Origin of the sequence: Corynebacterium sp. sy017 (assembly GCF_017918135.1) — a bacterium.
Lineage (GTDB): Bacteria > Actinomycetota > Actinomycetes > Mycobacteriales > Mycobacteriaceae > Corynebacterium.
Map to the genome: position 1 here is coordinate 558,329 of NZ_RZUE01000002.1, position 18,233 is coordinate 576,561.

Sequence of the window (18,233 nt, forward strand, 5' to 3'; positions counted from 1 at the left end):
CTACACGCTCTTAACTAGGTCTGAAGTATCCCTTGAAGTTCATCCCCATATTTGTTGTTCGTAAAGGGCTGATCTGTACTGGGTCACCAGCCTCAATAATCTCACCATTACCAGCATACATAGCCACATGACCATCCCAAACAAGTAAATCGCCAGGAATAAGATCTGACTGTGCCACAGGTGTACCAACACTTTGTTGTTCTGCTAGACGTGGCAATTCTACTCCAGCTTGTCTCCATGACCATTGAGTAAAACCAGAACAGTCAAATCCTGCTGGGCTGGTGCCACCCCATACATAGGGCGTACCTAATGCACTTTTTGCTGCGGCAACGGCACGCTGACCACGTTCGCGTTGATAAGCGCTGGCGTGTCCTTCACTCGTGTGTTCTTGGGGAAAATACGGTTCATCATTTTTGGTGTGAGCTGGTTGAGACAGGGGAGATTCATGTTCGGCATCTGTTTTCGTTGCGATAGTGCCAAGCTCACTAATGATTGGTTGCAATCTTAACTGGGTATCATCAAGTAGCTGGGAGATTTTATACTCGTATTCTTTGCTGAGTGCTCCCAATTGTGCGCGTAGCGCAAGCACACTCGAAGGATTTGGTCCAAGAGTAGCTAATTGGCTGGTGAATTTTTGGCAGACGTCGATAAGAAATTGCTGACCAAGTGCATATAAACTATGCGCAAGATTTTTTGTTTCTTGATCAATGCGGGTACCTAAGGAGATTACTTGGTATCGGTCATTGTGCAATGTTTCTGATTGACTAGCCAATAATGCCTTAGGCGCACCGAATTGTTGAGCCAGGTTATGGGCAAGAGAAAAATCAGGAAAAGTAGGAACCGTTAGTTGCTGGAGCGTTGGGGTGAGCGTCGAGATGCGATTAAGAGTGGGGAGTACGTGGGTAAAAACATTCATAACTGTGCCTCACAAGTATTGTGCGAGTGAGCTCACCAGTGAGTTTTCCAGGGAAAAGGCGAGTGACGAGTCCAGATGTTCTATGTCAGATAAGAGTGCATGTGCCTTTTCCATTAAGCAATGCGCATGTTGCTTTTGTTTCTCGCTGCGCTGTACCAAATTATCCACTGCCGCATTAAAGGCGATAAGGGCATTATTGATGCTGGGATTTGGGCTCGTGAAGCGGGCTAAAGGGTGAGAAATAATCTCAGTTTGCTCGAATAATTGCTGCACGAGAGCGCGGATAGCGTGCGGACAGATAGCTAAATTAGGTTCATTAGTAGTAGATAGTTCAATAGTCATAGCTCGTTAGACTGTATGAACCTGGGGCAGGTTCCCTGTTGTGAAAAATCATAGCTAGGTGTCAATGCTGAGGATTGATTAGGATAGAGCATATGGAAATTAGAGTTATCGAGCACCCGCTTGTGTCTTCACGTTTGACCATCATGCGTGATGCACGCACAGATAATGCTGGTTTTAGAGCTGCATTAGCAGATCTGGGTGCAATGCTTATTTATGAAGCCTCCCGTGATTTAGCTGTAGAAAAGTTTAAGCTCCAGACACCAGTGGCAATGACAGAGGGAATTCGTCTCGAAGAACCACCAATTATCGTGCCAGTGATTCGCGCTGGTCTAGGCATGATTGATCCAGCGTTGTCTATGATTCCTGATGCACAAGTTGGGTTTATCGGTTTGGCTCGGGATGAAAAAACACACCAACCAGTGCCATATCTTGAAGCCTTGCCGGAAGATTTAAGTGGTAGAAGCGTGTTTATCGTTGATCCCATGCTTGCGACCGGTGGCTCATTATTGCACGCACTGGAGCTATTGGTAGCTCGCGGTGCCAGTGATATTACTGCAGTGTGCATGGTAAGTGCCCAGCCTGGAGTGCAAGCACTAGCTGATTCTGGCTATCCGGTTCGTCTTGTGACCGCCACAATTGACCCAGAACTTAACGACGATGCCTATATCGTCCCCGGACTTGGGGATGCCGGCGATCGTCTCTATGGGCCACGCAACATTGATCTATAGGTTTTAGCTGGCTCTTTGTCATGCAAGTGCTCTTGAGGAGATCCTCAAGGCAAGGGTGTTCACTGTAGTGGACATCAATAGTTCACTATATTGTGCAGGCTAGAGAGCATGACAATTGTGGACGTGCACTGGGCAAGCTATGGTTATGCCCTCGGCGTGCGTCTTAAAGCTATCCGGGAAATGCGTGGATTATCCCAAACGAAACTTGCTGATTTGTCTGGTTTAAGTCGAACTACTATCTCTATCATTGAGAGAAATGAAAGTAATTCTGGCACAGCAACCAGACCAACACTGCAAACAATCTATACTCTGGCGCGAGTGCTTCATGTACCACCAGCAGTGTTGTTACCGGGAGTAGGTAAGACCGTCGCGGATGTCTTTACCGAAGACACTCCAGGGGATCTGAGCATTGAGATTCATTGGCCAACACAAGCAATTGATGTGGTGGCCTTTTCGCCGCATTATATCGAAACTGCTTATCCAGGGCAGATACCAGAGTTTGACCAATATGAATTAGAAAAAGTTGAGCAGCAACATGAATTAGAGGCGCCAATTACCGACCGCGACTAAAAAACTATCGCTAAATAGTTTAGAATAACTCTGATTGAAAGGGGTTAGGAGAAAAGCGCGGATGAATAATGCACTGCTACAAGAAGCGCAGCACTGGATAACAGAACACCATGATGAAATCATTGGTTGGCGTCGTCACATACACAAGTACCCAGAGTTATCGCATAAAGAGTTTGCAACCACTGATTTTATTGAAGAAATCCTAAAACATAATGGGCTTCATCCAGTGCGTTTTACCCCAACTGGGTTATATGTTGACATCGGACCTGAAGATAAACCCCGCGTGGCGTTTCGAGCAGATATAGATGCACTACCCATTAATGAACAAAGCGCAGAACCTTTTAGCTCAGTAAAACCAGGAGTTATGCATGCTTGTGGGCATGATATACACACCACTATCGCATTGGCATTAGCGTGTTTTCTAGCACAGACGACGCAGCTAGAGACTGGAGTGCGCATTATTTTCCAACCTGCTGAAGAAGTAATGGATGGTGGGGCGCCTGAAGTTATTGCCCAAGGCGCATTGCGTGATGTTGCCGCAATTTTTGCAGTCCACGCTGAACCTAAAATAGCGGTCGGACAAGTGGGAGTGCGTGAAGGAGCAATAACCTCCGCAGGCGATGTAGTAGAAATCACGGTCAAAGGGGCAGGAGGACACAGTGCTCGTCCGCATTTAACCACTGATGTGGTGTACGCATTGGCAAAATTAGTAACAGAACTGCCTGGTTTATTATCGCGCCGAGTTGATCCACGTAGCGCAACTGTGATGGTTTTTGGCACGATTAATGCTGGCTATGCCCCGAATGCTATCCCGGAACATGGTAGTGTAGCTGGCACAATACGTACCGGGGATATTGACGTGTGGCGAGAAATGGAACCGTTATTACGCCAGCTTATTGACCAAGTGTTAGCGCCTACTGGTTGTGAATATGACATTGTCTATACCAAGGGGGTTCCTCCGGTAGTCAATGATGATTGTGCTACCTCATTATTGCGTCAAGCAGCGCGTGCCCTTGATCCTGCAAGTGTGATTACGGTTGCGCAATCTACTGGTGGGGAAGACTTCTCCTGGTATTTAGAGCATGTACCTGGTTCTATGGCTCGACTGGGGTGCTGGGACACGATAGGCGAGGTGGGGGATCTTCATCAAGCTGATATGCGTGCTGATGAGGGGTCTTTGGCAGTAGGAATCCGGCTTTTTGCGGCGGTGTTGGACCAGTATCAGATGCGTGGACACGTCCGTAGTGATGATCGTAGGTGACATTAAGACGCGATAAGTGGCTGTTAATGGTAGTTTCAGTTAATATCGCTATGTCTGACTTAGGTTATTTAGATTCTTATAATTTTTGCTCATCTTCAGGAGGAACTGTGCCTACACATAAGACTCGAATTGTCATCATCGGCGGTGGCCCAGCTGGGTATGAAGCAGCATTAGCTGGTGCAAAATATGGTGCAGAGATTACTCTCATCGAAGACCACGGTCTTGGTGGATCCGCAGTGATTGATGACTGTGTTCCTTCTAAATCTTTTATTGCAGGCGCCAACATTAAAACCGATTTACGTCGTGCTGATGATATGGGCTTGAATAAAGGAATTGGGGAAACCTATCTTGAAATTCAAGCGCTGAATCATCGTGTGCGCGGATTAGCGGATGAGCAATCACATGATATCTATGAATCAATGCAGCGTCATGGTATTCGTGTTATCCAAGGTCGCGGTAGCTTTGATGATTATAGTCACAAACAAACTGTGCACTATATCAAGGTAGAAACCACGCAAAACACAGAAGAAACTATCGAGTGTGATCTTGTGCTAGTGGCCACAGGAGCTAGTCCACGTATTTTGCCTAATGCACAACCTGATGGTGAGCGTATTCTTACCTGGCGCCAGATCTATGATATTGAAGAATTGCCAGAACACCTTGTTGTCGTCGGTTCAGGCGTGACTGGTGCCGAGTTTGTTTCTGCTTTTGCAGAGCTAGGTGTGAAAGTAACGATGGTTGCTTCACGTGATCGTATTCTGCCGCATGATGACGCAGATGCTGCTGATGTACTAGAAACAGTGTTGGCTGAGCGCGGCGTAGCTTTAGAAAAACATGCACGTGTGGATAGCGTAACGCGCACTGAGGACGGTGGCGTGTGCGTGCGCACTGCAGATGGTCGGGAAATTTTTGGTTCTCATGCCTTGATGACTGTTGGTTCTATTCCTAATACAAAAGATCTTGGCTTGGAAAAAGTAGGTATTGAGACAACCGATTCTGGTCATATCAAAGTTGATCGTGTTTCTCGGACAAATGTCGCTGGTGTGTATGCTGCTGGTGACTGTACTGATTTATTCCCTTTGGCATCGGTAGCAGCTATGCAAGGTCGTGTTGCGATGTATCATGCCCTCGGGGAAGGTGTATCACCAATTCGGCTGAAGACTGTCGCTACTGCAGTATTTACTCGTCCAGAAATTGCGACTGTGGGTATTACTCAAGCGCAGATTGAATCGGGCGAAGTGATGGCACGTACCATTATGTTGCCTTTGCATACTAATCCACGGGCAAAAATGCGTTCGTTACGTCATGGTTTTGTCAAGCTCTTCTGTCGGAAGAATTCCGGGCTCATCATTGGTGGTGTCGTGGTAGCACCAACTGCCTCAGAGCTTATTCTCCCTATTGCAGTGGCGGTATCTAATGGTTTGACTGTTTCTGACCTTGCTGACACTTTCTCTGTGTATCCGTCTTTGTCTGGTTCCATCACAGAAGCTGCTCGACAGTTGGTTCAACATGATGACTTAGAGTAAGCACATCATTATAAAAGCATGAGAAAACGTCGCTAGAAAATTTCTAGCGACGTTTATGCTTTCGGCTATCTTTGTGCCAATTAATATACTGCTGTTTGAGTCAAAGGTGCAGGTGCTGCCACTGGACCTGGAGCTCCAGCAAGGGTTTGGTAGCTACGTGCGTGGTAGAACTGAGCAGAATTTTCCAAGACAGTATTGGTGAAGAACCAATCGCATTGGGTGCGTTGTGCGTTGAAATCAACCACCATGAAACCGTGATATTTCATGTCGATCCATTGGTGCCAAGGATTTGCTAAGCGCAATGCTTCATAAGCCGTGTTCATGAGTACATCGCCCAAGGCCTCAGTGCCGGGTTTAGAAACAATTGCTTCATAACCATTAGAAGCAGTGACTGAAGGAGCAACGAATTCCGTTGCTGCAGCTTGGCGATCACCTGCTCGGTAACGGGTAGGATTAGCTGGCACGGCAGATGCCCACGATGAGTGAATATCACCTGTCAAGAACACAACATTATTCTTTCCTTGGGCACGTAGAGTATCAACAAGACGTTGCCGCTCTGCCATAAAGCCATCCCATTGATCTTGGTTGAGCGCAAGACCGTCGCTTGGCAGACCAAATTGCTCCTGCAACCATGTGTTGATGAGCGGATCGACGCTTGTCGGTAATGTCATAGGACTGATCATGACTGAGTTACCAATTGCCTGCCACTGGGTTGCCGAACTTTCCAGCACGGAGCTTAACCAAGCAAATTGTGTCTCGCCTAGTGCAGAGCGTTGTGGATCGCCAGTTGCTCTGAGGAAGTCAGGGTCGCTCTTGAAGAAATTACCCTTTCCGTACATCAATAATTGGCGATCACGGTAGGTACGCAAATCGGGCAGAATAAGCTCTACTAGGCTACCAAACTGTAGGTGGCGGTAGAGGTGTGTGCCATTGGCTCCGTCATTGGAGGTACGTACTGGCATCCATTCATAATATGCCTGGGTAGCAGCTGCTTTGATTGCAGGTACGTCGTCGTTGAGTGTTGCTGAGTTACCACCGAAACCATCACGGTATGCATTATCCGCGAATTCGTGGTCATCCCAAATGCTGATCATTGGTTTTGCAGCATGAAGATTGCAGAGATCTACGTCGCGGCGATAGTGCCCAAGGCGTACTCGGTAATCTTGTAGGGTGGTGGTGCGGTGAGGTGGTTGGGTAGGGCGCACGAGAGTGCCATAGAGACCAGTGTATTTGCCAGACTCATATTCGTAGGTGTAGTCACCTAGGTGAATAATGAACTCGACGTCATTGCGCGCTGCAAGTTCGCGGTAACTAAGGAAATAACCCGCCTCGATATTAGAGCAGGAAACGACACCAAAGCGTACATTTTGTGGTGTTGCTCCAGCAGCAGGAGCTGTACGAGTGCGACCGACAGGGGAACTTGTGCCACTGAGTGCACCATCAACAACGCTGAATCGGTAAAAATAGGTGGTTGCAGGGGCAAGACCAGTAACATTAATTTTTACTGTGTGATCAGAATCAGGGCTGGTTGTGACTTCACCAGCAGCAATGATGGTGGAGAACTGAGCCTGTGCACTTACTTCCCAGCGTACGCGGGTTGGTGCGCCAAGTCCGGAGCCAGGAACTGCAGCAGCATCAGGGGTGAGCCTGGTCCAGATGATCACAGAATCAGGCAGTGGGTCACCAGAAGCAACACCGTGCAGGAATCCAGCTGTGGAATCAAGGGTGGAAACATTTGCCTGTGCATTCGTGGCGCCAAACGACAAGAAGCCGAGGGTAAGCGCACTAGAGGAGAGGAAAGTACGACGACTGAAACTATGAGCTTTCTTCACTGATGTATCTGACATATAAATATCCAAATTATGTTGCTGATATCTGGGTTCATGAAACACATACCCAAGATTTTTTACGAATTGAGGCTAACGCTATTCGACGAACTTTGCAGCATGAACAGAAAATGGGGGTAGCCAAGGGGGTGATCTTATGGTTGTGGATGCAATACCATCTGAAAGATATGCAGGATAAGGACAAAAATAGCGTGCCTAGTATGGAAAAGACATACTAGGCACGCTGCTCTGCTGGCTGACGCGCTATGGGCTCGTTAGTGGATTAATCCTTAATATCAAGCAGTGCTTGACCCTTGGTTACGCCCTCGCCAGCTGCTACTGCAAGACTGCTAACAGTTCCTGCTTTGTGTGCTTTTACTGGGTTTTCCATCTTCATTGCCTCAAGCACAACGACAACATCGCCTTCAGCTACTTCAGCGCCTTCTTCGACATTGACCTTGATAACAGTACCTTGCATTGGTGAGGCAACAGTGTCACCGGATACCCCTGCTTTGGCACCACCGGAACGACGTTTCTTGGCCTTCTTCTTCGCACCTGCTGCATTGCCACCGCCGAGAGCGAGATTAGCTGGCAATGCCACCTCTACGCGACGACCATCAATTTCAACAATAACCTTCTGTGCTGGCTCTTGTGCTTCCTCTTCAGCCTGGTCTGCAGGGTCAACATAAGCAGGAATTGGGTTATCCCATTCTTCTTCGATCCACTTGGTGTAGACATCGAATTTCTCCCCGTCACCAACGAATGCAGGGTTTTCTACGATATGACGATGGAAAGGCAAGACAGTAGGCATACCTTCAACCACGTATTCAGAAAGTGCACGACGAGAGCGCTCCAGTGCTTCCTCACGTGTTTCACCAAAGACAATGAGCTTAGCCAGCATGGAATCGAATTGACCACCGATGACAGAGCCTTCCACAATGCCAGAGTCCATGCGGACACCAGAACCTGCAGGCTCAACGTACTTTGTGATCTTGCCCGGTGCAGGCATGAAGTTAGAACCAGCGTCTTCACCATTGATACGGAACTCAAATGCGTGTCCGCGTGGAGTTGGATCCTCTTTGATACGTAGCTCTTGACCTTCTGCAATGCGGAATTGTTCGCGTACCAAATCAAGACCGGTGGTTACTTCGGTCACTGGGTGTTCTACCTGAAGACGCGTATTGACCTCGAGGAAAGAGATTAATCCATCGGAACCAACGAGGTACTCAACAGTACCTGCACCGTAGTATCCTGCTTCGCGACAAATACGCTTAGCTGATTCATGCAAAGAGGTGCGCTGCTGCTCAGTAAGGAAAGGCGCTGGTGCTTCCTCAACGAGTTTCTGGAAACGGCGCTGCAAAGAGCAGTCGCGAGTACCCGCGACAACAACATTGCCATGCTGATCGGCAATAACCTGGCACTCGACGTGACGCGCCTTATCTAGATAACGCTCGACGAAACACTCACCACGACCAAAAGCAGCGGTAGCTTCACGTGTTGCAGATTCGTATAATTCTGCAACCTCCTCCATCTTATAAGCCACTTTCATACCACGACCGCCACCGCCAAAGGCAGCTTTAATAGCGATTGGTAAGCCGTGTTCTTCAGCGAAAGCAACGACTTCAGAAGCATCTTTGACTGGTTCTTTGGTACCAGGAGCCATAGGAGCATCTGCACGCAATGCAATATGGCGAGCGGTAACTTTGTCACCCAACTCACGGATTGACTGCGGGGAAGGACCGATCCAGATTAAGCCTGCATCAATAACAGCTTGTGCGAAGTCAGCATTTTCAGATAGGAAACCATAACCTGGGTGAATGGCATCTGCGCCTGATTTTTGAGCTGCATCAATGATTTTCTCGATTACTAAGTAAGACTCAGCAGAGTTTTGACCACCGAGAGCAAAAGCCTCATCGGCGAGAGAAACGAAAGGTGCATCTGCATCTGGTTCAGCATAAACCGCAACGCTCGCAATACCTGCATCACGAGCTGCACGAATGACGCGGATAGCGATTTCACCACGGTTGGCGATCAGTACCTTTGTAATTTTTTTATTTTCTACAGACACGGTGGATTTCTCCTGATTGTAGTGAGTTCTAGGTCGATACTTAAACTTTTACCACCATATTACTGTGCTGCTATCAGCAAGACAGTAATAGGTGGAAAAGAAAATAACACATAATATCTTCGCATATTCTGAAGTTAGTTAAAGCAAAAACGACAATATTTTTATTTTCTTCGCCACGAAAAGCAATGGGTTCATTCCGCAAAAGGAGCCAGTATATCAATGCTTCATGGATACTTAACTAACGACGGTGGGAATAAGTTTTTCTGAAGAAAATTATGCAGGCAGGGAACCGCGGATAATAGGGTTACGAACCATATTGCCCCATTCTGCCCAAGAGCCATCATAAATACGTACGTTTTTAATCCCTACCAGGTATTTAAGAACAAACCAGGTATGGGCAGCCCGCTCTCCAGTTTGGCAGTAAGTAATTATTTCCATGGAGTCATCCAGGGTTTGGAAAATCTCTTTGAGATTTTCGTGGGAGCGGAAATAAGTATTAGGTAAGATCGTTTTATCCCATGTGATATTCATAGCGCTTGGAATATGACCCTGTCGTAATGCCCCTTTATGAGGGTAGGAAGTGGAATTTTTGCCAATATATTCATCTTCCTCTCGGACATCAAGCAAAACTGTGTTGTTGTTTTTTTCCAACACATCAGTAAAGAAAGCGCGCAAAGGTACATCTACACGCTCTACTACTGGATAATGAGTGGCAGGGTATTCAGGGATGGAAAAAGATGTATCGCGCTCTTCTGCCATCCAAGCATCACGACCACCATTAAGCAGGCGCACATCTTCATGACCAAAGAGCTTAAAGATCCAAAAAGTAAAAGCAGCCCATGAGTTTGCTTTATCGCCGTAGATAATGACTGTGTCGTCGCGGCTAATGCCTTTTTCTTCCATCAAAGCCGCGAATTGCTCGCCAGAAATAAAATCTCGAATGCTGCCATCGTTGAGATCTTTGAGCCAGTTAATCCGAATCGCGCCCGGGATATGACCGATATCGTATAAGAGAGAATCTTCATCAGACTCGATAACACGGATACCATCTGTTCCTAACCGGGCACTGAGCCAAGCCGCTGAGACAAGGCATTCTGGGTGGGCATAATCCTGTAAGAGTGGATGTGGATCAAATGGAACTGCCATGAATAATGAACCTTTCTTCTACTATGTGGTTCTCATTGTCGTAATTATGTTTATTAGTGGTTTATATCTGCCAAAGCGCATTTATCTGCGTGGCATTCATATTATGCACTACGGTGCAAAATTAAAAATACATCTCTTAATTTCCATGTCGTAGATAGCATAAATACTAATAAAACCAATTTATGTTGTGTGAGCATTTTTTTCTTGATATGCAGCCACAGATGGGGGATTGGCAACAGCGTGTCATCGGGTAGGTATTGGGTGAAAACCGAGAAAAATCAAGCTCTCGCTACTGAATAGAGGCTGTATGTACAGCACAGATGTGTTATTGCTTACTGATTTTCTATTCACTCAGCACATTGAGGCCTAGTTAAATATCATAGAAAGTGTATGCATTATTCCTGATTCCTGCTAAGACAATGTTGGTTCAGAATGCTTCACACATCACACTCATAAAACACTCACGTCGGAAAGGCGAATTATCGTGCACAAGCGCATTGTTGTTTTCGAGGTCGAAGGCGGTTCAGATAAATACTTTGATGGACACCGCAAAGACACCATGCCAATTGTTAACGCGATCAAAGCACAAGGCTGGGAAAGCGAAGTAATTTTCTATCGTCCAGAATGGGCAGAAGCAATTTTCGAGTATGTATCCACTAACTGCGATGCCTATATTTCCAGAGTAAATCCTGGCAATATCCCAGGCGGTGAAAAAGGATATTTTGATCTACTCAGCAAGCTATCTGATGCTGGTCTTATCGGTATGTCTACTCCAGCAGAGATGATGGCATATGGTGCCAAAGATGCGTTAGTAAAGCTCAACGACACTGACCTTGTGCCTGCTGACACTGCAGCCTACTATGATGTGGAAACTTTCCACAATACTTTCCCAACCTCATTGTCGTATGGCGAGCGCGTATTAAAGCAAAATCGTGGTTCTACTGGTTCTGGTATTTGGCGTGTGCAACTTGAAGACAAAGAACTTGCCGCACAAGTAACCCCAGGTACTGCATTGCCATTGGATACAAAGTTGCGTTGTACTGAAGCGGTAGATAATCACACAGAAATCCGTGAACTCGGTGAGTTTATGGACTTCTGCGATCAGTACATCATTGGTGACAACGGTATGCTCGTCGATATGCGTTTTATGCCGCGCATCGTCGAGGGTGAGATCCGCATTCTTCTTGTCGGTCCTCATCCGGTATTCGTGGTGCACAAGAAGCCAGCTGAGGGTGGGGATAACTTCTCGGCAACCCTCTTCTCTGGTGCAAAATACACCTATGATAAGCCTGAGTCATGGCAAGAACTTATCGATATGTTTGCTCAGGCTCGTCCAGTTATCGCAGAAAAGCTAGGTGGCGACAACATCCCATTGATCTGGACCGCAGACTTCATGCTTGCCGACGCTGAGGACGGATCCGACACGTATGTTCTTGGTGAGATCAACTGCTCTTGTGTTGGATTTACCTCGGAATTGGATATGGGTATTCAAGAGCTAGTGGCGAAAGAAGCTATTGCACGCGTAGAAAAGAAGTTCGCCTAATACTGTCATTCTTTAATTGTTGTTTGACGCAGAAAAGCACCCTCCGGGGTGCTTTTCTTTATGGGTTTAGCCCTTTATGGACTGCATGAGGAATTGCGCCGAGAAAGCAAAAACTAATAAAACTAAACACTGTTTTTTATTTTATAAAAAATTTTCCTGCGAAAATAGAGAAAAACTAACAAAACTAAACACTATGTAGCTAGAGTTAGAAAAATGAATATCGCAAATCCATTTACTCCTACCTTCGGTATTACTCCACAGTATTTTGTAGGCAGAGATAAAATACTGTCTACGTTTATGGATGGGCTGAAGGTAAAAACAGCAGATGCTCGTCGGATGTTATTGCTATCTGGAGCACGTGGGGTTGGGAAAACAGTTGCCTTGAATGCTCTCGAAAATACTGCTATCGATAATGGATGGTTGGTGATAAGTGAAACCGCAATACCTGGATTAAAAAATCGACTCGTTATGGAGCACCTACCCACTCTCTTATCTGAGTTAGATCCAAAAGCGCAAATTAAACGGATTACCGGTGTGCAAATCCCAGCAGGGTTGGGCGGAGTGAACTTTCATACTGAGCAGAAATATGTTGCCTCGCCTAGTTTGAGATCCCAATTGACTACGTTGTGTGATTTTTTAGGTAAACATAGCACCGGACTAGTGCTGAGCATTGATGAATTGCACACAGGGGCATTAGCAGATCTACAAGAAATTGCTGCAACAATTCAACATTTATTTCGCGAAGGTCGACCTATCGCGTTAATTATGGCCGGGTTGCCTGAGAACATTGACAAGTTACTTGATGCACCAGGAATTACGTTTCTACGTCGTGCGCAACATGAAGTGCTAGGAGCTCTTGACTATGAAAGTGCTCGGCTAGCTTTGGAATTACCTATTCAATCTGAAGGGTTAATGTGGCATCACGATGCTTTGCAGAATACGCTAGAGATTTCTCGAGGGTATCCGTATTTGATTCAAGCATTGGGGTCATGCATCTTTGACGCAGCTATGACGTTACAGCAGCGTGAGCTAACACTAGAATTAGTGAAAACTGCTGCTGAATCAGCCTTAACTCTTGTAGGGATGAATGTGCATCGTCCTATTTTGCGTTCGCTTAGTGATCGTGAACAGGCATTCCTCTATGCGATGGCACAAGATGAAGGCTTTTCGCGGGTTAGTGATATAGCCCAGCGGTTAGACGTCAGTAGTAATTACATCAGTCAATATCGAATCCGACTGATGAATAAGCATGTGGTGTATTCACCTGTGCATGGGAAAATAAGTTTTGCTATGCCAGGGATGAGGGAGTTCCTCAGGAGAAATAAAGTACAGGTGCTGCCAATGTGGGAAGAAAAAAGTTAATACACCCAAGTAACGTGGGCTTGAGCACAGCGGCTCAAGCCTGGCAGTTATGCGTCAAGTAAGGTGGCAACACAGCTAGGGTCAGCGTCGGAAAGCATTTGTCGAATACGGTCGTACTCGTTTTGATCGTTAATCATCAGTGAGGCTTTTCCTAGTGCGGCAATTGCTCGCAACACACCTTGATTAGGTTCATGTGTGAAAGGTACTGGACCCCAGCCTTTCCAACCATGAGCACGCAACCTATCGAGACTACGGTGATATCCTGTTCGGGCGAAAGCATAAGCAGTTGCTTTTTCCTGGTCAGTGGCAGCGTGAGCAATTGCTTCTTCTGCCAAGGTAGCCCACATGAGTGGGCTGTCTGGATGCTCGAGAACAGTGCTATAGGACACGGAACTAGAAATATGTTCTGCAGGTAGTGTGACAGGAGGCGGCGCAAGCATATCGTTGAACTTTGTCATAAAACTGATTCTGCCAAAGTTTTTGCCCGATGTGAAGATATGGAAAGATGATGCTCAGAGATTCGACCCTGGGGGAGCAGCAGACCAAAAATCAGAAACACTATAGCCGCAGCGATAAAGCGCTCGACGAACAACAGGAAGTGATAAACCGATTACGCTAGAGGGGTCACCCTCGATTTTATCGATGAACCATCCGCCTAATGCCTCTAGCGTAAAAGCGCCAGCGCATTTTAGCGGTTCACCACTTCGTGCGTATGCCTCGATATCTTCATCATTCGGATTCGCAAAATGCACAGTGGTGCATGATGCTTCACTATGCGTACCTTGTGGCGTAATAATGTGGTGCCCTGTAATAAGTTGCGCAGTTTTCGAGCGTTGTGCTTTCCACCTAGCGATTGTGTTGTCGATTGTGTGTGGTTTTCCTTGAAGTGCGCCGTCGATAAGCAGCATGGAATCTCCACCAATGATTACATCATGCGGATACTGCGGGGCAATAGATTGTGCTTTGGCTGTGGCAAGCTCTGTAACGATATGCTCTGGTGTGGCGTTGTGCTTGTGGAGCTGCGCAATGAGTTTCTCCTCATCAACATGGGCTGGATGTATGTGCGGTTCGACGCCTGCAGAAAGCAAAATTGCTTTACGAGAGGGAGAAGCAGAAGCAAGAACAATGCGCATAGTTAAGGGATCTTAGCAAAGAGAATGCTAAGATCCCTGATAACGTGCTGATAAGCCTGAGTGCTTAGAAGAAACTCACATTGCGAAACGCTGTTGGATTATAGGTAGCAGGTTTGCGGAGTCGTTCCTCGATATTGCCCCAAAGGTTGCGTTCGCGCTCAAGTTCTTGACTGCTGGACTGAGCAAGACCAGCGAATAAAACGGTGAGGGCGGCAACTTCACTGGCACTAGGATTGCCTTTGAGAACGCGCAGAAAAGGCTGCTTTTCTGGCTGCTGGGCCTCAGTGTTTTCTTTTTCGGACATGGCATTCATCTTCCTGTGTGGACTGTAACAACGAACAACAACGTATTGTTAAGCATTACAGTGGGATATTACCGTGCTTCTTTGCTGGGACATTGACCACTTTACGATCCAAGAGGCGCAAGCCTTCGATGATTTGCCCACGAGTCTCTGATGGCGGAATAACTGCGTCAACGAAACCACGCTCGGCTGCCATATATGGATTAACGAGAGTTTCTTCATATTCGCGTTCGTATTCCTTAGCGACTGCGGTTACATCCTTACCTTCGGCTGCTGCAGCCTTAAGCTCTTTGCGGTAGATGAATCCCACAGCTCCTGCTGCACCCATGACGGCAATTTGTGCTGTTGGCCAAGCAAAAACGAGATCTGCACCCATATCTTTGGAACCCATAACGCAGTATGCGCCACCATAAGACTTACGGGTAATAACAGTAATTTTTCCGACGGTAGCCTCTGAGTAAGCGTAGAGCAATTTAGCGCCACGACGAATAATGCCGTCATATTCTTGGTTTGTTCCAGGCAAGAACCCTGGTACATCGACGAACTCGATGATAGGAATGTTAAACGCATCGCAGGTGCGGATAAAGCGTGCTGCTTTCTCTGATGCTTTAATGTCAAGACAGCCGGCGAACTCTGTTGGCTGGTTAGCAACGATGCCCACAGAACGTCCTTCGACTCGACCGAAACCAGTAATGATATTGCCTGCATAGCCTTCTTGAATCTCGAAGAAATCTTCATCATCGAGAACGCGTGTAATGACATCTTTCATGTCATAAGGCTGGTTGGGTGAATCAGGGATGAGAGTGTCGAGTTCGAGATCAGAATCCGTGATGTTGTCCTGGATGGAACCAACCATAATCTCAGCTTGCTCACGAGGAGCTTCAGCGCGGTTATTAGAGGGGAGGAACCCAACAAGGTCGCGTACCCAATCAAGAGCGTCAGCATCATCGGCAGCAGTGTAGTGCGAAGTACCTGAGGTTGCCATATGAGTATGTGCACCACCGAGTTCTTCTTGAGTGACTTCTTCGCCAGTAACGGTCTTGATGACATCTGGGCCGGTGATGAACATCTTGGATGTCTTATCAACCATGATGATGAAGTCGGTAAGAGCTGGTGAATATACGTGTCCACCTGCACAAGCGCCCATGATAAGTGAAATCTGTGGAATAACACCTGAGGCAAGGGTATTGCGGTAGAAAATCTGTGAATACAATCCGAGAGATACTACGCCCTCTTGAATACGAGCGCCGGCACCTTCATTGATACCAATGAGAGGTACCCCAGTTTTAATGGCGAGATCCATGATTTTGACGATTTTCTCACCATAAACTTCTCCAAGTGCACCGCCGAAAATAGCGCCGTCCTGGGAGAATACACACACTTTTCTTCCGTCGATAGTGCCATAACCGGTAACGACACCATCAGTGACTGGACGTTTTGCATCAAGACCAAAGTTTTTAGAACGGTGACGTGCTAATGCGTCTACTTCAACGAATGACCCTTCATCAAGGAGGTATTCGATACGCTCACGAGCTGTTTTCTTTCCAGCTTCATGGGTTTTTTCAACGGCAGCTTGCCCCATTGGGGCTTGTGCCTCGGCAAGTCGAGCACGAAGATCTGCAAGTTTACCAGCGGTGGTAGAAAGATCTGGTGCCTGATTATCGGCATTATTATTGAGTGTGGCAGTCATGTTTTCCTAGTTTAGGTTGTCAAGACTTGTTATGTGAACTGTTTTGTTAAAAAAGTTCGATCGAAGAAAAGAAAAGGAAAAGAAAACGGAAAAAGGGGGTGCTAAAGGGGGATATTTCCGTGCTTGCGTGCGGGGCGCTGTACGTGCTTTGTTCTGAGTAAACGCAAATTTCTGGCTAGTTGACTGCGTGTCTCTCTGGGCAAAATAACTGCGTCAATCAAACCACGCTCAGCAGCGAGATAGGGGGTAAGCATCTGATCTTCATATTCGCGCTCAAAAGAATGGATAAGTTCTGCGATATTTTCTGCACTCATTCCATTTTTTGTGGCTGCGGTTATTTCTTTTCTGTGCAAAAATCCGACGGCACCTGCGGCACCCATAACTGCAATCTGTGCTGTTGGCCATGCGAAATTAACATCAGCACCAAGACCTTTAGAACCCATAACGCAATATGCCCCACCATAGGCTTTACGCATTGTGACTGTAATTTTTGGTACTGTTGCTTCCCCATAGGCATAGAGTAATTTAGCTCCTCGACGCAAAATGCCACCGTGTTCTTGGTTAGTTCCCGGGAGGAATCCCGGAACGTCGACCAGCATAATGATAGGGATGTTAAAGGCATCGCAGGTGCGAATAAATCTTGCTGCCTTTTCTGCGGAATCGATATCCAAACATCCAGCCAATTGTGTGGGTTGATTGGCGACAAAACCAACTGATTGTCCTTCAATGCGCCCGAAGGCGATGACCACATTTTCTGCACGCTGAGCTTGAATTTCAAGATAATCACCATCGTCGGTAAGCGCACTGATGACCTCATGAACGTCATAGGGGATGCTGGGGGAATCTGGGATAATGGTGTCGAGGCGCATATCGTCGGGGGTGAGACAAGAGTCGATAGTGCCTTCATCGACGTGATGATCAGTGATAGGGGCAACGCAGCGATTATTATCTGGAAGAAAACTGATGAGATCAGCGACGAAGTCAAGTGCGTCTTTATCGCTTTCGGCAGTGTAGTGGGAGTTTCCTGCGGTGGTCATATGTATGGCTGCCCCACCTAATTGTTCTTGGGAAACTTCCTCTCCGGTGACTGTTTTAATTACATCGGGACCGGTAACAAACATCTTGGCACTATTTTCTACCATGATGACAAAGTCGGTCAGTGCTGGTGAATACGCATTTCCACCAGCGCTGGAGCCCATGATTACTGATATTTGTGGCACGACACCGGAGGCGTTGATGTTGTGATAGAAAGTTTGCGCGATGAGATCCAGAGAGACGGCACCGTCTTGAATGCGTGCTCCGGCACCTTCATAAAGCCCAATGAGGGGGCGCCCTGTGTCGACGGCTAGTCGCATTATTTTGCACATTTTTTCTCCATAGACTTCTCCTAATGCGCCACCGAACACGGTGCCGTCTTGGGAGAAAATGCAGACTTCCCGCCCGTCGATAGTGCCCCATCCAGTGATGATTCCATCGGTTTCTGGACGTTTTTCCTGCATGGAAAAAGAAAAAGTGCGATGCTTGGCAAGCTGATCGGTTTCGATAAATGAGCCTTCATCAAGTAGATACTCGAGGCGATCGCGTGCGCTAAGCCGGCCTTGACTGCGTACTTTTGCTAGCGCTGCTTTTCCTAGTGGCAGGAGTGCTTTGCGACGGCGTGTGATGAGGTCGGAAATTTTTTCAGCGGTGGTCATTTTTCCAGGAAGGGAAGAAGTGTCCACAGAATATGAGGAAATAGTCATGTTTTACTAATTTAGTATTGTATGTAAAACTTTTCTAGTGTGGGGGTATGTGAGGGGTATTAGAACAAGTAAAACTAGG

At 46.9% G+C, this 18,233-nt stretch carries 17 protein-coding genes; 7 read left to right on the forward strand and 10 right to left on the reverse strand.

The window, feature by feature from the left end:
* Positions 1-10: 10 nt before the first annotated feature.
* The gene (locus tag EML15_RS05980; RefSeq protein WP_144273931.1) at positions 11-916 is read right to left on the reverse strand and encodes a C40 family peptidase; all 906 of its coding nucleotides are present in this window, start codon (positions 914-916) and stop codon (positions 11-13) included.
* A gap of 9 nt (positions 917-925) precedes the next feature.
* The gene (locus tag EML15_RS05985; protein WP_144273932.1) at positions 926-1,258 is read right to left on the reverse strand and encodes a hypothetical protein; all 333 of its coding nucleotides are present in this window, start codon (positions 1,256-1,258) and stop codon (positions 926-928) included.
* Positions 1,259-1,350: 92 nt separating this feature from the next.
* On the opposite strand from EML15_RS05985, the gene upp reads away from it, so the two are divergent.
* From upp to EML15_RS06005, 4 genes are all read left to right on the forward strand, one after another.
* Entirely contained in the window at positions 1,351-1,986 is a 636-nt protein-coding gene (upp, locus tag EML15_RS05990) for a uracil phosphoribosyltransferase (protein ID WP_144273933.1), read from the forward strand.
* Positions 1,987-2,094: 108 nt separating this feature from the next.
* A complete protein-coding gene (locus tag EML15_RS05995) occupies positions 2,095-2,556 on the forward strand; it encodes a helix-turn-helix transcriptional regulator (RefSeq protein WP_144273934.1) in 462 nt (153 codons plus the stop codon).
* Between the two features lie 61 nt (positions 2,557-2,617).
* Complete coding sequence (locus EML15_RS06000) at positions 2,618-3,817, forward strand: amidohydrolase (RefSeq protein ID WP_144273935.1); 1,200 nt, start codon at positions 2,618-2,620, stop codon at positions 3,815-3,817.
* A 107-nt stretch (positions 3,818-3,924) separates the two neighbouring features.
* Complete coding sequence (locus EML15_RS06005; RefSeq protein ID WP_146338526.1) at positions 3,925-5,343, forward strand: NAD(P)H-quinone dehydrogenase; 1,419 nt, start codon at positions 3,925-3,927, stop codon at positions 5,341-5,343.
* Positions 5,344-5,423: 80 nt separating this feature from the next.
* Here the strand turns inward: EML15_RS06005 and EML15_RS06010 are convergent, their stop codons facing one another.
* The 3 genes from EML15_RS06010 to EML15_RS06020 form a co-directional block, all read right to left on the reverse strand.
* Positions 5,424-7,190, reverse strand: a complete 1,767-nt coding sequence (locus EML15_RS06010; RefSeq protein WP_144273936.1) for an alkaline phosphatase D family protein — start codon at positions 7,188-7,190, stop codon at positions 5,424-5,426.
* A 262-nt stretch (positions 7,191-7,452) separates the two neighbouring features.
* Positions 7,453-9,237 (reverse strand): acetyl/propionyl/methylcrotonyl-CoA carboxylase subunit alpha, encoded by a 1,785-nt coding sequence (locus EML15_RS06015; RefSeq protein WP_144273937.1) that lies wholly within the window; start codon positions 9,235-9,237, stop codon positions 7,453-7,455.
* 273 nt (positions 9,238-9,510) lie between these two features.
* Positions 9,511-10,383 carry a sulfurtransferase gene (locus tag EML15_RS06020; protein WP_144273938.1) on the reverse strand — a complete coding sequence of 291 codons (873 nt, stop codon included), beginning with the start codon at positions 10,381-10,383 and terminating at the stop codon, positions 9,511-9,513.
* Between EML15_RS06020 and EML15_RS06025 the strand changes: the two genes are divergently transcribed.
* From EML15_RS06025 to EML15_RS06035, 3 genes are all read left to right on the forward strand, one after another.
* A complete protein-coding gene (locus tag EML15_RS06025; protein ID WP_185967191.1) occupies positions 10,382-10,537 on the forward strand; it encodes a hypothetical protein in 156 nt (51 codons plus the stop codon). The genes EML15_RS06020 and EML15_RS06025 overlap by 2 nt on opposite strands.
* 330 nt (positions 10,538-10,867) lie before the next feature.
* Positions 10,868-11,926 carry a Cj0069 family protein gene (locus EML15_RS06030; protein ID WP_144273940.1) on the forward strand — a complete coding sequence of 353 codons (1,059 nt, stop codon included), beginning with the start codon at positions 10,868-10,870 and terminating at the stop codon, positions 11,924-11,926.
* Between the two features lie 213 nt (positions 11,927-12,139).
* Positions 12,140-13,288 (forward strand): ATP-binding protein, encoded by a 1,149-nt coding sequence (locus tag EML15_RS06035; protein ID WP_144273941.1) that lies wholly within the window; start codon positions 12,140-12,142, stop codon positions 13,286-13,288.
* A gap of 47 nt (positions 13,289-13,335) precedes the next feature.
* Here EML15_RS06035 and EML15_RS06040 read toward each other — a convergent pair whose 3' ends face one another.
* From EML15_RS06040 to EML15_RS06060, 5 genes are all read right to left on the reverse strand, one after another.
* The gene (locus EML15_RS06040) at positions 13,336-13,746 is read right to left on the reverse strand and encodes a DUF3151 domain-containing protein (RefSeq protein ID WP_144273943.1); all 411 of its coding nucleotides are present in this window, start codon (positions 13,744-13,746) and stop codon (positions 13,336-13,338) included.
* A 54-nt stretch (positions 13,747-13,800) separates the two neighbouring features.
* Complete coding sequence (locus tag EML15_RS06045; protein WP_144273945.1) at positions 13,801-14,421, reverse strand: nucleoside triphosphate pyrophosphatase; 621 nt, start codon at positions 14,419-14,421, stop codon at positions 13,801-13,803.
* A 64-nt stretch (positions 14,422-14,485) separates the two neighbouring features.
* Positions 14,486-14,725, reverse strand: a complete 240-nt coding sequence (locus EML15_RS06050; protein WP_144273947.1) for an acyl-CoA carboxylase subunit epsilon — start codon at positions 14,723-14,725, stop codon at positions 14,486-14,488.
* Between the two features lie 55 nt (positions 14,726-14,780).
* On the reverse strand, positions 14,781-16,412 hold the full coding sequence (locus EML15_RS06055; RefSeq protein ID WP_144273949.1) for an acyl-CoA carboxylase subunit beta: 1,632 nt from the start codon (positions 16,410-16,412) through the stop codon (positions 14,781-14,783).
* 101 nt (positions 16,413-16,513) lie between these two features.
* Positions 16,514-18,154 (reverse strand): acyl-CoA carboxylase subunit beta, encoded by a 1,641-nt coding sequence (locus EML15_RS06060; RefSeq protein ID WP_144273951.1) that lies wholly within the window; start codon positions 18,152-18,154, stop codon positions 16,514-16,516.
* Positions 18,155-18,233 lie beyond the last annotated feature (79 nt).